The organism is Actinokineospora enzanensis DSM 44649, assembly GCF_000374445.1.
GTDB lineage: Bacteria > Actinomycetota > Actinomycetes > Mycobacteriales > Pseudonocardiaceae > Actinokineospora > Actinokineospora enzanensis.
Map to the genome: position 1 here is coordinate 658,013 of NZ_KB894403.1, position 13,358 is coordinate 671,370.

The following is a 13,358-nucleotide window of genomic DNA, read 5'->3' on the forward strand; positions in this document are numbered from 1 at the left end:
CGCTCACCTCTCCCGCTTGCCGAACGGCAACCGCGACAGCAACGCCGACGGCCACGCGGTGCCCTTGGGCCGGTCCGGGTCCTTGGCGCGCCGGGTGGCGGTCTGCCGCAGCTGCTTGAACTTGCGCGGCGCGACTTCCTCGATGTAGCGGGACCAGGCCTGCGAGCGGCGCGGGTCGACGGTGTGCAGCAGGCTGCTCACGTCACGGATCTCGTCCGGTTCCGCCGCGCGCAGCCAACCGGTCAGGTCCTTGTCCAGCGCGGTGGTCGGCGCGGTGGGCATGCCCGCGAGGTAGCACAGCATGCCCAGGGCGACGAGCTTGCGCTCCTGCCGCCTGCCTGCCTCGTGCCGCCAGAGCGACGGGAGCCGGTCCGACAGCACCTCCGCGAGCCTCGGTCCGGCGGTGCCGACCACGTGGCCCGCCAGGTCGAACGGCAGCCGCCTGGTCAGCGTGGGCACCAGCACGTCCCGGCGGGCCGCCAGCACCCCGGTGCCGATCTCGCGCAGGTCCGCGCCCGGCTCGGGGCCGGTGGTGCGCTGTTCGGGGGCCGCCATCCACCGGCACAGCCTGGTGTCCTGCTCGTACAGGTCGTACAGCCAGCCGTCCAGGCCCGGCTCGGCCCGTTCGGCCAGTCTGCGCAGCACGTCCAAGGGGACCGCGGTGACCTGCCGCCGCAGAGCCGGTTCCACCGCGCGCAGCATCCGCGTGCGCTCGGGGTCGCGGACACGTCCCGGGCAGGCGGTCAGCAGGTCGGCGAGTTCCTCCGGGGTCGGCGTGGCGTAGCTGAACAGCGCCCGCCAGGCCGCGCGGACCACGTCGTCCGCGGGCAGCGCGCGCACGGCGTCGAGCACCATGCGCACGATCCGGTGCCGGGACGGCGGGTCGGCGTCGAGGGCGGCGGCGAGCAGGTAGGCGTCCAGGGCGGTGGTCGGGTCGGTGCCGCGCAGCACCCGACCCCAGTGCGTGCGGATCTCGTCCACCACCTCGGGCAGCCCGGCCGCGTCGGCGCGGTCGAGCCGGTAGCCCAGCTCGTCGCGGACCTGGTCGAGCACCGCGCCGGACTCCGGCCAGCGCGCGGGGTCCAGCCGGGTCTCCGGGTGGTCGACCCACCAGCGGGCGAACCGGTGCAGCCCGTCGCGGTAGTTCGGCACCGCCGGGGTCAGCCGGAAGTCGGTGGCCAGGCCCAGCAGCGGGGCCACCCGGTCCGGCGCCGCGGTGTCCAGAGTGGACTCCAGGAGTCCGGCGCCCGCCTTGGCGCCGCCATGGAACCAGGCCCGCTGCGGCGGCGCCTGCGAGGTCCCGCCCGCGAGCACGGCGGTGATCTCGGCGCGCAGCAAAGCCATCCGGGTCGCCCCGCCCAGGGTACTGCCCGGGTAGGCGACCAGCGCGGCGTCGAGATCGCGCAGCACGGCGACGTCGGCCTCGGCCGCCAGGACGGTGCGGGCCACCGGGTCCACGACATCGTCGACCGACAGGCCGGGGTGGCGGCCGAGCCACGCGGCCAACGTGCCCGCCTCCCGCGCGTCGACCTCCTCCCCCAGCACCACCGCACCCGCCACCAGCCGATCGGCCACGTCGTCGACAGGGACGGCCGCTTCGGCCGCGGGCAAGGCATCGGAAGTGCCGTCGGCCACCGAGGTCTCGGGTGCGGCCGAGGCGATGGCCGCGAGGGTGTAGTCGTGGGCCATCTCCACGGCGTCGACCACGTCGTAGGGGTCCCGGTGCAGGAACCTCGGCACCCAGTGCGCGGCCGCCGGGGTCGGCTCGACCGCCGGAAGGTTCCCGCGCGCGAGGTCGAACACCACGAACTCGCCGTCGCCGCCCGCGTAGGGGCCCGCCCAGTCCGGGTGCACGGCCAGCACGTCCTGGGCGGTGTAGCGGGGATTCGTGGCGAACACCCGGAACCCGATCCGCACCGCCCGCCGCTGCGGCAGCAGCAACGTGCCCGCGGTGATCCAGCCCAGCACGGCGTTCGCGTCCTCCGCGATGAACAGCACCCGCCTGCGGTCGGGCCCGTCCAGCCGGTCGAACACCGACACCACGGCGGTCAACCACTCCTCGCCGCCCGGCGTTCCCAGCACCCACTCGCGCACCGCGTCCACGCCCCACGGGCCCGGTTCCGGTTCGGCGGCCACCGCGTCGCACACGGTGCTCGGCGCGGGCCGTTCCACCCACCACGGCGCCTGCCACAGCTGCGCGGGCCGGATCTGCCCGTACGCCTCGGGATCCGTGGTCGACACCGCGTGCGTGAACTGATTTCCCTCACGCGCGCCGTTCGCCTCCGCGCCCAGGTAGATCCCCCGCGCCGTGACAAGACAACCGTCGGCGGACAGGTGTGTCAGCGACGGCGGATACTGCTCGGCCGGACGCTGCTCACGCATCCACGCCACCGGAGCCTCGTAGAGCGAGGTCCGCTGCACCAACGTCATCGTCTCGTGGTCCACACCGGCGGACACGGCCTGGAACTGGAAGCCCGCGCCGCCGCGCAGACCCTGCCCGGGGGCACAGTCGGTGTAGTACAGGGATCGGAAACCCGGTTCGCTCACGCGGTCCTCGTCTCGACGACCTTGAACAGCCCCAGCAGCCACAGCAGCGGCTCGTCCACCCGGAACGGCCGCACCCCGCCCGGATCGACCTTCGCGCGCTCGTAGTCCGGCGCGGCACCCAGCGAGGACACCGGGAAGTAGCGGTACCGGCGGTAGTGCGCGGCCAGGTGCGCGTCGATGTCGTCGGCGCCCATGTCGGCCAGGAACGCGCGCACGTGGTCGTCGGTGTCGCGGCCCGCGCCCTCGTGGTAGAACGGCCCGGCGGCGGGCGGGTGCAGCAGCGGGTGGTCGCCGCCGAGCAGGTCGAAGAAGGCGTCGAACTTGCCGAACACCACCGCGATCGGGATGTTGATCCGGCCCCGGCCGATGTCGTGCGAGCCGCGCAGCATCTGGGTGATCCGCGACAGCACGTTGAGCGGTTCCTCGGTGTCGCGCGAGGGCGGCACGGTGATCCGGTCGCGCGCCCCGGGCAGCTGGAACGGGTCCAGCAGCACGATCAACGCGTCCGCCGACGCCAGGTAGGCCTGCCCGTTGACGAAGTCCTGGGTGGTCATGTCCTCGCCCGCGGCGTCGTAGAACGACAGCGTGGTGGTGCTGTGGCTCTCCATGCCCAGCCGTCGCCGCGGCTGCCGCCACTGCAACACCAGCGGCACCTTGATGCCGCCGCCCGCCGCCCTGGTCGACTCGAACAGGGTGCTGTCGCCGAACAGGGCCCGCTCGTACTCGTTGAGCCAGTCGTCGATCGTGCCGTGCCCGCCCTGCTGGTCGCCTGCGAACCAGATGTCCGCGGCGAACCGCCTGCGGATCTTGTTGCGCAGCTCGTGCGCGAGGACCGTGGTGTACACGGTCTTGCCCGCGTTCTTGCCGCCGACCATGCCGATCAACGGCGAGCGGTGGTCGGCGAAGTTCGCGGGCAGCGGCGTGTGGCAGACCTGGCACGCCCGGATCCCGGTCGCCACCCCGCAGGTCGGGCACGGCACCATCCGCTTGGCCAGCGGCGAGCGGCTCTCCGGCGGCGGGAACGTCGGCCAGGACTGCCCGGCATACCCGGTCAGCCTGCTGCGGTCCTCGTCGGTGACCTTGGTGCAGCGCGGCCTGCGCGGCGACGCCCGGCCGGTGCACTGGAACCACAGTTTCCCCGGGCTGATGCGGTGGTAGCAGTAGGGGCAGCAGACCTTCGACAGCAACGACATCACGAGACCTTCAGCTGCGTGGTGGGGGGATCGACGAGGCGGACTGTGCCGCCTTCGGTGAGGAAACAGCGCACCCAGTAGGGCTTGCGGAGCCTGGGCAGCTCGGCGACGTGCTCCACCGGGGCGCCCGGCACCGACCGCACGGTCCACCGCGCCAGCTCGGACCCCTGCTCGGCGCGCAACGGCAGCACCCGGCCCGCGGCGACCACGAGCACGACCGTGCACTCCACCGGCTCCGCGGCGACGAACTCCACCCGGACCTGGCCGCCGCCGACTATCGGTTTACGGGTCATCCGGACCCGGTACGACACCGCGGGCACCCGGTCGCCGATGGTGATCTCGGTCGGCGCCGACCGGCACTCGCCGCCGCTGCCCGCGACCAGCCCGACGACCCGCACGACCACCTGCCCCGGCCCGAATCGCCCGCGGAACCCGCCCTCGGCGCGGTACCGCTGTCGGGTGACGCGGGTGGTCGAGCCCGGCCAGGACACTTCCGCGCTGCCCGCCCCGTCCGGCCACACCCAGGTCAGCACGTGCTCGTCGCCCAGCCTGCGCTCGGCCAGGCCGGTGACCGGGGACGCGGTGCCGAACACGACCTCGCGCCCGCAGAGCAGACCGTCCGGCCCCCGGGTGAAGGCGGTGTAGTGGAACAGACCGGTGGGCACGTCGGCGCGGAGGGTGCGCCGCTTCCCGTCGTCGACGAGGTCGCCGCGGACCTCGTCGCCATGCCCGGCCGCCTCCGCCGCCGACACCACCTCGCCCGGGTGCCAGGGCACCGGGACGCTCGCCCGCCGCACGGTCACGTCGGCCGCGGCCGGTCCGCTCCAGCCGATCGACACCCGCGACTCGCCGACCGCCGCCACCTCCAGGTCCGTCACCGGCGCGGCGCGCGGGCGCTGGGCCGACCGGACCGACACCACCGGCGACTCCACCAGCGCCCCGTCGGTCCGCCGGTAGCGTGCGACGATCGAGTACTCCTGCTCGTCCGGCCCGACCTGTTCGCGGAACGCCGTCCGGCCCGCGACCGCCACCCGCACCCGCCTGCCCGGCGCCCGCCGGGTCACCCCGACCTCGATCGCGTCCGGGTGCGCCGACCAGTGCGCGGACACCTCGCCGTCCTCGTGGGTGACCCGCACGTCGACCACCGGCGGGCACGGCACCAGCACCCGGCTCGCGGGCCGGGACCAGGCACCACCGTCGACCCGGGCGAACACCGCGTACCCGACCTCGCCGCCCGCGGGCGCGTCCCGGTCGACCACGACCGCGCCGCCCGTGTCCTCGTGCGCTGTGGTCCCGTGCGCTGTGGTCTCGTACACCGCAGTACCGTCCGCGGGGTCGTCAGGGGGCCGCCCGAGCTTGCGCACCACCCGGTACACCGCGTCCTCGGGGTGCTCGGCGGGCGCCCGCCAGGACACCCGCACGCCAAGGCCCTCCGGGGCGGCGTTCACCTCCAGTACCGGCGCGGGCGGCACCCGCCGCAGCTCGGCGGCGATGTCCTCGTCGTCCACCGCCAGTGCCGCCGCCTGCCGGAACCGTTGGCGCGCGGCGGACTCCGACCCGGACCGCACCGCCTCGCGGGCCGCGTGCAGCGCGGCGGCCACCCGTTCCTCGTGCTGCCGCACCAGCTCCCCGGCCGCCGCCGAGTCCTCTGTGGACGAAAGACCGGCGAGCAGCTGCCGGGCCGCGACCAGTCTGCCGTCGGCCAACAGCTCGGTGATCTCGACCAGCCCGCCGCGCCCGACCCTGGTCGCCTCGTTGCGCACGCTGAACACCACCAGCCGCGCCTCCTCCTCCACCAGCCCCGACGCCCGCAGCTGCCGCAGCAGCGCACCCTCGGGCACGCCCTGGGCGTGGTTCTGCCGGATCGGGTCGAGCAGGTGGAACAGCGCCAGCTCACGCAGGTCCGCGCCCGCGCGGGCGGCGCTGGACAGGATGCCCAACGCCTCCCGGTGCGGCTGGTTGCCGGACTGGCGGTTCGCCCGGTCCACCGCGCTCGTCACCGCCGCCGCGGTGAGCCCGCCGTCGGCGCCCGGCGCGCGGAACTCCCGTAACAGCCGGAAACCGGAGGTCACGCCGTGCACGAGCTCCACCACGCCACCCACCCGCGCCTCGGCGAGCCGGGTGCGCAACGTCCGGTAGACGGTGTCCTGCAATCCGCTGGACGCGGGCAGCTCCACCGGCTCCTCGCGGCGCACCCCGGCCGCCGCCAGCGCCCGGTCGACCTCCGCCGGGGCCAGCGCGGTGGCGATCGCCCGCAGCGTGGCCTCCAGCTGGCCCGCGGTGACCAGGCCGAGCGTGCCGAAGGTGGACCGCAGGGTCCGGGTCAGGTCGTCGATCTCGCCCTGCCGGGACCCGGCCCGCCGCGCGGCGAACTCCCGCCACCACGCGGCCGTCTCCAGCCGGGCGCCCTCGCGGGCGCGCAGCTCCGCGTCCGCGGCCACGAACGCCTTGTAGATCACCCGCAGCGACTGGGCCTTCCCGGTCGAGGTGGCGCCCTTGTTCCACACCGCGCGCACCTCCGCCAGCCGGTCGGCCAGCTGGGCGTCGGACATCTCCGCCGTCACCGCGTACCGGCCGAGCAGGTCGTCCGGCAGGTCCCGCCCCGACCACCGGCGCAGCGGCTTGACCACGGCCTCCTCGTAGGCCCTCGGGTCCAGGCGGGGCATCAGCCGGTGACCGCCAACCCGGACACGACCCGGGTGGCCGCCGCCACCTGCGCGGCGTCCAGCACGCTCACCCGGACCTGGATCTCCAGCTGCTGCCCGGTGGCCCGCTCGGTGGCCCGCAACCGCAGCAGCCCCTCGTCGTCGACCTCCATCCGGATGTCCACCGGGGCGCCCGCGGGCGCGGGCCGCAAGCCGGTGATCGCGGCCGCGCCGTCGGCCAACGGCTTGTTCTCCGCCATCTCCGGCCCGGCCACCACGCCGGACTGCTCGTAGAGCGCCAGCTCGATCTCGGTCTGGTCGTCGACCACGGTGCCCGCGGTCATCGTGCGCTCGCCGGTGGGCAGCCGGTCGTTCGCGTGCACGAGGTGCTTGACGTAGTGGCGGGTCGGCTTGCTCCGCCAGTCCGGGTCGTCGGTGTCGACCAGCCGCACCCCGAACGCCTTGGGCAGCACGTTGTGCGTCTGCTTGCCGGACAGGCCCGCCAGCGTCGAGGTGGCGATGCCGGTCCGCGCGGCCACCGTCTCCAGCGCCTCGGCCGCGGCGGCGTCGCCCGCGACGTCGTCGGCCGCCTCCGCGCGCGCCTGGTCGACCTCACGCAGCACCACCCGGCTCAACGCGAACAACGCCGCGCCCTTGGCCACGGCCAGGTGCGGGTCGTGCAGCCGGGGCTCCCAGCCGAACTCCTCGCGCAGCCGCCGCGCCACCGCGGGCATGCTCGACGAGCCGCCCACCAGCAGCACGTCGTCGATCGTGGTGCCCGGTTCCTTCGCCACCAGCGTGGCCAAGGTGCGCTGGACGATGTCGACGGTCTTGTCCAGCAGGTCCCTGGTCAGCTCCTCGAACTTCTCCCGGGTGACCTCGACGCGCGCGCTGGCCCCGGCCCCGCGCAACGCCACCGGCCGCGCCTCCGCCCGGGACAGCTGCTTCTTCGTCTCCTCCGCGGTGGTGACCAGCGCCTGCAGGAACTCCTCGTCGTCCTCGACGTCCACGCCCGCAGGCACGTGTTCGGCGAAGCGCTCCAGCAGGTGGTCCCGCAGCCGCGCGTCCCAGTCGGCACCGCCGAGCCGGTCGTCGCCGTCGGTGCAGACCACCGAGATCTCGGTCTCCGACACCCGGATCACCGAGGTGTCGAAGGTGCCGCCGCCCAGGTCGTAGACCAGGATCGTGCGCTCGCCCGGCTGCGTGGTGGCCTCGTAGTGCAGCGCCGCGGCCACCGGCTCCGGCACGATCGCCAGCACGTCCAGCCCGGCGATCCGGCCCGCGTTCTTGGTCGCGTCCCGCTCCAGCATGCCGAAGTAGGCGGGCACGGTGATCACCACCTGGCGCACCGGGCCGTCGGTGTGCGCCCCGGCGTCCTGGGCCAGCTGCTTGAGGATCAGCGCCGAGATCGACTCCGGGCCGTGGTCGACATCGTCGAACCGGTAGGTCGCCTGCGTGCCCATCTCCCGTTTGATCAGCGACACCACCCGGTCCGGCTGGGTCACCGCGGTGTTCTTCGCGACCGACCCGACGACCACGTTGGACTCGTTCTCGAAGTACACCACCGACGGCGTGGTCTCCAGCCCGTCGGTGTTGCGGCACACCGACGGCCGCCCGGTCTCGTCCACGTAGGCGATCGCCGAGTAGGTGGTGCCCAGGTCGATCCCGAACACGCGCAGCTCGCTGTCGCTGTCACTCATCGGACTGCCCTCCCGCCGCCCCCGCGGCCGCCTCATCGGTGCCGGCGGGCTCCCACCGCCGGACATGCACGCGCGCGGGCACGGTGACCCGCTCGGACGTGGTGTCGAGATAACCGTCGGCGAGCACCTCGGCGATCGTGTCGTCCTGGTCCGCGGACTCCGCCGGGACCGTGCGCACCGCCCGGTGGACGCGCGGCGAGAACACCTCGCCGATCTCCGGCCGCACCGGCACACTGCCGCACCGCTCCAGGGCCTGCTCGACCGACAGCGCGAACGAGCGCAGCAGGTTCGCGGCACGGTCCCGGTCGAGATCGGCGGGCAGCGAGTCGGCCTGACGAAGCAGGTCGTCGCGCAGCCTCTGCAGATCAATGGTGACCGGCCGCAACAACAGGCCCTGCTCGCCCACGCGCAGCCGCTCCAGCTCCGCGTGCAGCTTGTCGATCACCCGCTCCCGCGCCTTGGCGCGCTCATGGTGACCGCGTACCTGCTCGGACAGCTCGGCCAACGCCCGCACCACGACGTCCTCCGCCGCCGTCCCCGGTCGATCAACCGGCAGATCCGGCTCGGCGAGCACGGCCCGCCCGACGGGTTCCGCCACCGGTCCCCCCTCGGTTCCCACCGCGACCGATCCATCCACTTCGGACACTTCGGGACACCACCCTCTCCGGCGCGCGCGAGTGGCCCGCGCACTTCTCCTGAGTTGTTTCCTCCGATCGGTCGATACCGTTACCACAGTCATTCACCCGGCCATAGGACAAATGTCGGACAGCGGGATCCGGTGACGTTTTCCCGCCACCGTTCCCGCGTTCGACAACCACGCCCGACATGCGGACACGGAATTCACCCGACCCGGCGGGACGACCCGGCACCCGCCCCGACCTCAGGCCGCCCAACGCTCCGCGCCGCCACGGACGCCGAGACGAGCCGCCCGCGAGAATCCTTCACCCTCGGCCAGGAATCCCCGGCACGTTTCCGACGGCGATTACCCGGCGACGCTGATCACGAGCTTGCCCCGGGCACCACCCGCCCGCAGATATCGGATCGCGTCCGCCGTCTCGGCCAACGGGAACACCCGGTCGACCACCGGTCGCACCGTGCCCGACGACACCATTCCCGCGAGCGCCACCAAATCGTCGGCACGTTCCGAGGCGATCAACCCGCCCAGCCGCTGCCGCACGAACAGCGACACCAGCGGCGCGCGCAGGGTGCGGCCGAAGCCGCCGAGCCAGCGGCCGTCGGTCTCGCCGCCGACGATCACCAGCACGCCGCGCGGGGCCAGGGCCCGACGCAGGTGTCGCAGCGTGCGGTTGCCGCCGATGTCGATGACCACGTCGTAGCGGCGACCGCCCTCGGTGATGTCGTGCGCGCGGTAGTCGAGCGCGTCCACGCCCAGCGAGCGCACCAGGTCGACCTTGCCCGGCCCGCACATCCCGGTCACCTGCCCGCCGAGCGCCTTGGCGATCTGGACCGCGAACGTGCCGACACCGCCGGAGGCACCGATCACCAGCACGGACTGGCCTTCCCGCACCTTCGCGTTGTCCCGCAAGGCTTGCAGTGCGGTCAGCCCCGAGATCGACATGACAGCCGCCTGCTCGAAGGTCGACTCGGCAGGCTTCAAAGCCAGCTTGGCCGCCTTCGCGCGGACCAACTCGGCGAACGTGCCCTCGCCGATGCCGAACACCTCGTCCCCCGGCCGGAACGCCGTGACGCCCTCCCCCACCGCCTCGACCACGCCCGCCAGCTCCCGTCCACGCACCGGCGTCCTCGGCGCGCGCAGCCCGATCGCCAGCCGCACCAGGTAGGGCCGCCCCGCCATCAGGTGCCACACGCCCTGCTCGACGCCCGCCGCGCGGACCCGCACCAGCACCTCGTCCGGTCCGATCACCGGCACCGGGATCTCGGCGGGCCGCAGCACCTCGGCCTCCCCGTACCGGTCCTGCACCACGGCCCGCATCGTCGCCTGTCCGACCGCCACAACCATCGCTTCCCTCGCTCCTCGGCTCGCACTTACGATGTAAGGGTGAGGCTTACGATGTAAGGTCGTCAAGTGCCGAAACCGGACCGCCCCCCACTCACCCGGGACGACGTGCTCCGCGCCGCCGTCGCGCTCGCCGACACCGGCGGCCTGCCCGCCGTGTCCATGCGCAAGCTCGGCGAGGCCCTCGGCGTCGAGGCGATGTCGCTCTACCACCACGTGCGCAACAAGAGCGACCTGCTCGACGGCATGACCGACCTGGTCTTCGCCGAGATCGACTTCCCCACCGACGCCGACTGGCACACCGCCATGCGCGTCCGCGCCGTCGCCACCCGCGCCACCATGGCCCGCCACCCCTGGGCGATCCGCCTGATGGAGAACCGCACCTCCCCCGGCCCGGCCACCCTGCACTACCACGACGCGGTCATCGGGGTCCTGCGCCGCGCGGGCTTCTCGATCCCGATGGCCGCGCACGCCTTCTCGGTGCTCGACAGCTACACCTACGGCTTCGCCCTCCAGGACGCGGACCTGCCGTTCAACACCGGCCAGGAGACCGCCGACCTCGCCTCGGCGATCCTCGCGGGCATCCCCGCCGACCGGTACCCGTACCTGGTCGAGATGACCCGTGAGCACGTCATGCGCCCGGACTACGACTACGGCGCCGAGTTCGCCAACGGCCTCACCCTGATCCTGGACGCCCTCGCCCGCGCCCTGTCGCTCCAAGACCGGACCTGAAGCCCTGCCGGGTTGTCGGTGGGCGTTCCTATACTCCGCGCCATGGGCTGCTCAGGCGACGACCTCCTCCGCATCGTGACCGCGTTGACCGAGGTCACGCGCGGTGAGGGGCCGAGCTACAGCTCCTTCAGCGTGCACGGTAAGAAGTTCGGCTACTACTGGCCGCGCACCGCCACCGCCGGTCTCAAGCAGACGATCTCCGAGCAGCTGGCCCTGGTGGCCGAGCGGCCGGACGTCTTCGAGGTCCAGTTCACCTCCGGTGGCTTCGGCTGGGTCGTGGTCACCCTCGCCCGCGTCGACCGGCGGGAGCTGACCGAGCTCGTCTACGAGGCGTGGCGGCTCACCGCGCCCGAGGACCTGGTGGCCACCGCGCCGGACCCGACCAAGCAGGTCGGCAGACGGCGACGGTGACGACGGACCGTCACAGGGTCTTCCGCCAGGTCACGCACGTGGGCCGGACGGCCGTCGCCAGGAACTCCTTGATCGCCCGGGCAAACAGCTCGATCGAGATCCCCGAGCCTGCCGGGAAGTCGTTGTAGTCGTAGTGGTACGCCCGGGAAGCCGCATCACCCACCGCCGTGCAGTGTTCGTGCTCCGCGCTGTAGTACAGGAGATAGCCGTACCCGCGCTGAACCAACGCCCACATCAGATGGTCCGGCACGATCTCGCCGCTCCACTCCGACCGGATCCGCGTGCGCGCGAGGTGCTCCACCGACGCCGGTTCCGCGCTCGGCTCGGTCAGCAGGGCCACCAGCCGGTCGACGTCCTCCGGCGTCTCGGCGACCAGCTCGCCGTTCGTCGGCAGGTTCTCCGGGTCGTGGATCTCCCAGCGCGCGTGGATGCCCATCCCACTCCTCACCGTCCTGGCGTCTTTCTACCCGCACCGTCCGACACTCCGGCCACCCGGGCAGCAATCACCAGTTATCTTGATAGCCAATAGTTGATAACTATGTCACTTTGCCAAGAGGGAGAGAGAATCGCCCTGGCCGGGTCGGGAATCGCGGTGTCTACTGAGGACTGACGACTAGCCGGTGGCCCGGACGGCGAAGCTGGTGATGGTGCCGCCGGTGACGGTGTAGGTACCGTGGAACGTGCGATGGCTGCCGTCGGTCTGGTACGCGGTGAGACCGAGGGTCACCGTGCCGCCCTGGACCGTCTCGATCGAGATCTCGTCATGGTCGGTGCCCGCGAACCCGGCGGCGAAGTCGGTGTAGGACTTGCCGGTGTTCTTGCCGCCCAGGTCCCACGCGCGCTGGTAGTCGTGCGCGTTGATGGCGTCGAAGTACGCGTTCACGACCGAGCCGGGGTCCCCGAGCGTCACCGGCGCCACCGAGGTGGTCGCGGGCGCGGACTCCGTGGTGACCGACGGCTCCGACGACGCCGAGGTTGCGGACGGCTCGGGCGCGTCGGATGTCTCCGGCGGCTCGGATGGGTCGGTGGTCGACGTTGTGGCCATGGTCACAGGGGCCGCGATCGCGGAGCCCGCGACCGGGGTCGCGCAGGCCGCGCTCGCCAGCAGGACGGCCGCGCCGACCGACCACACGCGCCAGTCCAGCCGTGCTGCACCCACCGAACCTCCACCCGCCGACCTGTTCCACCGGACGTGTCGACCCCGGCCGGGCTTCCGTTACCGCGCGTGCCGACCACCGGACGTGATCACCCGATCACCCCTCGGGTATCCACAATGGAGTGTCAGCGCGCCTGCAGGCCGCGCTCGCACTCCTGGACCCGGGCGCCGCGCAGGTCCAGCGCGTCGACCAGCCGGTCCACGATCGCCAGACCGTCGATCGCACCGCAGCTGAACAGGTCGATCGCGGCCAGGTTCTCCTCCGGCCAGGTATGCACGCTCAGGTGCGACTCGGCCAGGATCAACACCAGGGTGATCGCGCCGTTGGGGAAGAGCACGTGACTCTCCTTGAGCACGTGCCCGCCCGCGTCCCGAACCGCGCCGACACACGCCGTGGTGAGCCGCTCCAGGTCGGCCGCCACCGAGCCGGGCGCGAACTCGCCGTCGACCACGTACAGCCACTTGGGCGTGCGCGCCTCGGCGACCCGCAGGTCGGTGTGGTCCTGACCGTCGGCCCACCTGTCCGGGTGCGCGTGGTCGGCGATGTAGGCGGCGAGAGTGTGCAGCGAGGCCAGCGCGTCGAGGTTGAGGTCCTCGGCGGCGATGTCCACTCCGTAGCGGTCCTTGACCTCACGGAGCAGTCGGACGCCGCTGACGGAGTCCAAGCCCAGGCCTCCGGCGAAGAGGGGGAGGTCGGTGGGGGCGGTGAGCATGGAGCTGTCGCCGGTGATGTCGGTGAGTAGGTCGCGCAGGAGGGTGGTCAAGGGTTCCGTCATCGCGGACCTGCGGTGGTCGAACGGATGACGTCCTCCTGGGGTGCTGGGTTCTGGTGTGAGAGAGCTTAGTGGGTGTTGGGTTTTGTGGGGATCTCGCTGTGTTTGTTGGCTCGGCTTCGCCTCGCGGCGGGATCGCCTTCAGCCGGTCTCTTCCCACCCGATCCCACTCGGCCCTGGGGGCCTCCTGGGATCGGGTGGGAAGAGACCGGCGCGATCCCGC

Annotated in this window: 11 protein-coding genes; 2 read left to right on the plus strand and 9 right to left on the minus strand. The window is 72.8% G+C overall.

Features of this window, described 5'->3' with window-relative positions:
* Positions 1 to 3: 3 nt before the first annotated feature.
* From C503_RS37630 to C503_RS0102745, 6 genes are all read right to left on the minus strand, one after another.
* Positions 4 to 2,547 carry a GTPase-associated protein 1-related protein gene (locus tag C503_RS37630; RefSeq protein WP_018680664.1) on the minus strand — a complete coding sequence of 848 codons (2,544 nt, stop codon included), beginning with the start codon at positions 2,545 to 2,547 and terminating at the stop codon, positions 4 to 6.
* Complete coding sequence (locus C503_RS0102725; protein ID WP_033400042.1) at positions 2,544 to 3,740, minus strand: hypothetical protein; 1,197 nt, start codon at positions 3,738 to 3,740, stop codon at positions 2,544 to 2,546. The genes C503_RS37630 and C503_RS0102725 overlap by 4 nt, the downstream gene beginning before the upstream one ends.
* Complete coding sequence (locus tag C503_RS42955; RefSeq protein WP_018680667.1) at positions 3,740 to 6,406, minus strand: SaeA-related protein; 2,667 nt, start codon at positions 6,404 to 6,406, stop codon at positions 3,740 to 3,742. The genes C503_RS0102725 and C503_RS42955 overlap by 1 nt, the downstream gene beginning before the upstream one ends.
* Complete coding sequence (locus tag C503_RS0102735) at positions 6,406 to 8,085, minus strand: Hsp70 family protein (protein WP_018680668.1); 1,680 nt, start codon at positions 8,083 to 8,085, stop codon at positions 6,406 to 6,408. The genes C503_RS42955 and C503_RS0102735 overlap by 1 nt, the downstream gene beginning before the upstream one ends.
* Complete coding sequence (gene grpE, locus C503_RS0102740) at positions 8,078 to 8,683, minus strand: nucleotide exchange factor GrpE (protein WP_245572381.1); 606 nt, start codon at positions 8,681 to 8,683, stop codon at positions 8,078 to 8,080. Before grpE ends, C503_RS0102735 begins: the two co-directional genes overlap by 8 nt.
* Before the next feature lie 384 nt (positions 8,684 to 9,067).
* Positions 9,068 to 10,066: a zinc-binding dehydrogenase gene (locus tag C503_RS0102745; RefSeq protein ID WP_018680670.1), complete on the minus strand. Its 999-nt coding sequence runs from the start codon at positions 10,064 to 10,066 to the stop codon at positions 9,068 to 9,070.
* Between the two features lie 66 nt (positions 10,067 to 10,132).
* Here C503_RS0102745 and C503_RS0102750 point away from each other — a divergent pair, with 66 nt between their 5' ends.
* Entirely contained in the window at positions 10,133 to 10,795 is a 663-nt protein-coding gene (locus C503_RS0102750) for a TetR/AcrR family transcriptional regulator (protein WP_018680671.1), read from the plus strand.
* A 42-nt stretch (positions 10,796 to 10,837) separates the two neighbouring features.
* Positions 10,838 to 11,206, plus strand: a complete 369-nt coding sequence (locus tag C503_RS0102755; RefSeq protein WP_018680672.1) for an MmcQ/YjbR family DNA-binding protein — start codon at positions 10,838 to 10,840, stop codon at positions 11,204 to 11,206.
* Positions 11,207 to 11,216: 10 nt separating this feature from the next.
* Here the strand turns inward: C503_RS0102755 and C503_RS0102760 are convergent, their stop codons facing one another.
* From C503_RS0102760 to C503_RS0102770, 3 genes are all read right to left on the minus strand, one after another.
* Entirely contained in the window at positions 11,217 to 11,642 is a 426-nt protein-coding gene (locus C503_RS0102760; protein ID WP_018680673.1) for an Imm1 family immunity protein, read from the minus strand.
* A 177-nt stretch (positions 11,643 to 11,819) separates the two neighbouring features.
* A complete protein-coding gene (locus C503_RS0102765; protein ID WP_033400043.1) occupies positions 11,820 to 12,365 on the minus strand; it encodes a hypothetical protein in 546 nt (181 codons plus the stop codon).
* Between the two features lie 122 nt (positions 12,366 to 12,487).
* Positions 12,488 to 13,138, minus strand: coding sequence for an S-adenosylmethionine decarboxylase (locus tag C503_RS0102770; RefSeq protein ID WP_018680674.1), 651 nt, complete (start codon positions 13,136 to 13,138; stop codon positions 12,488 to 12,490).
* Positions 13,139 to 13,358 lie beyond the last annotated feature (220 nt).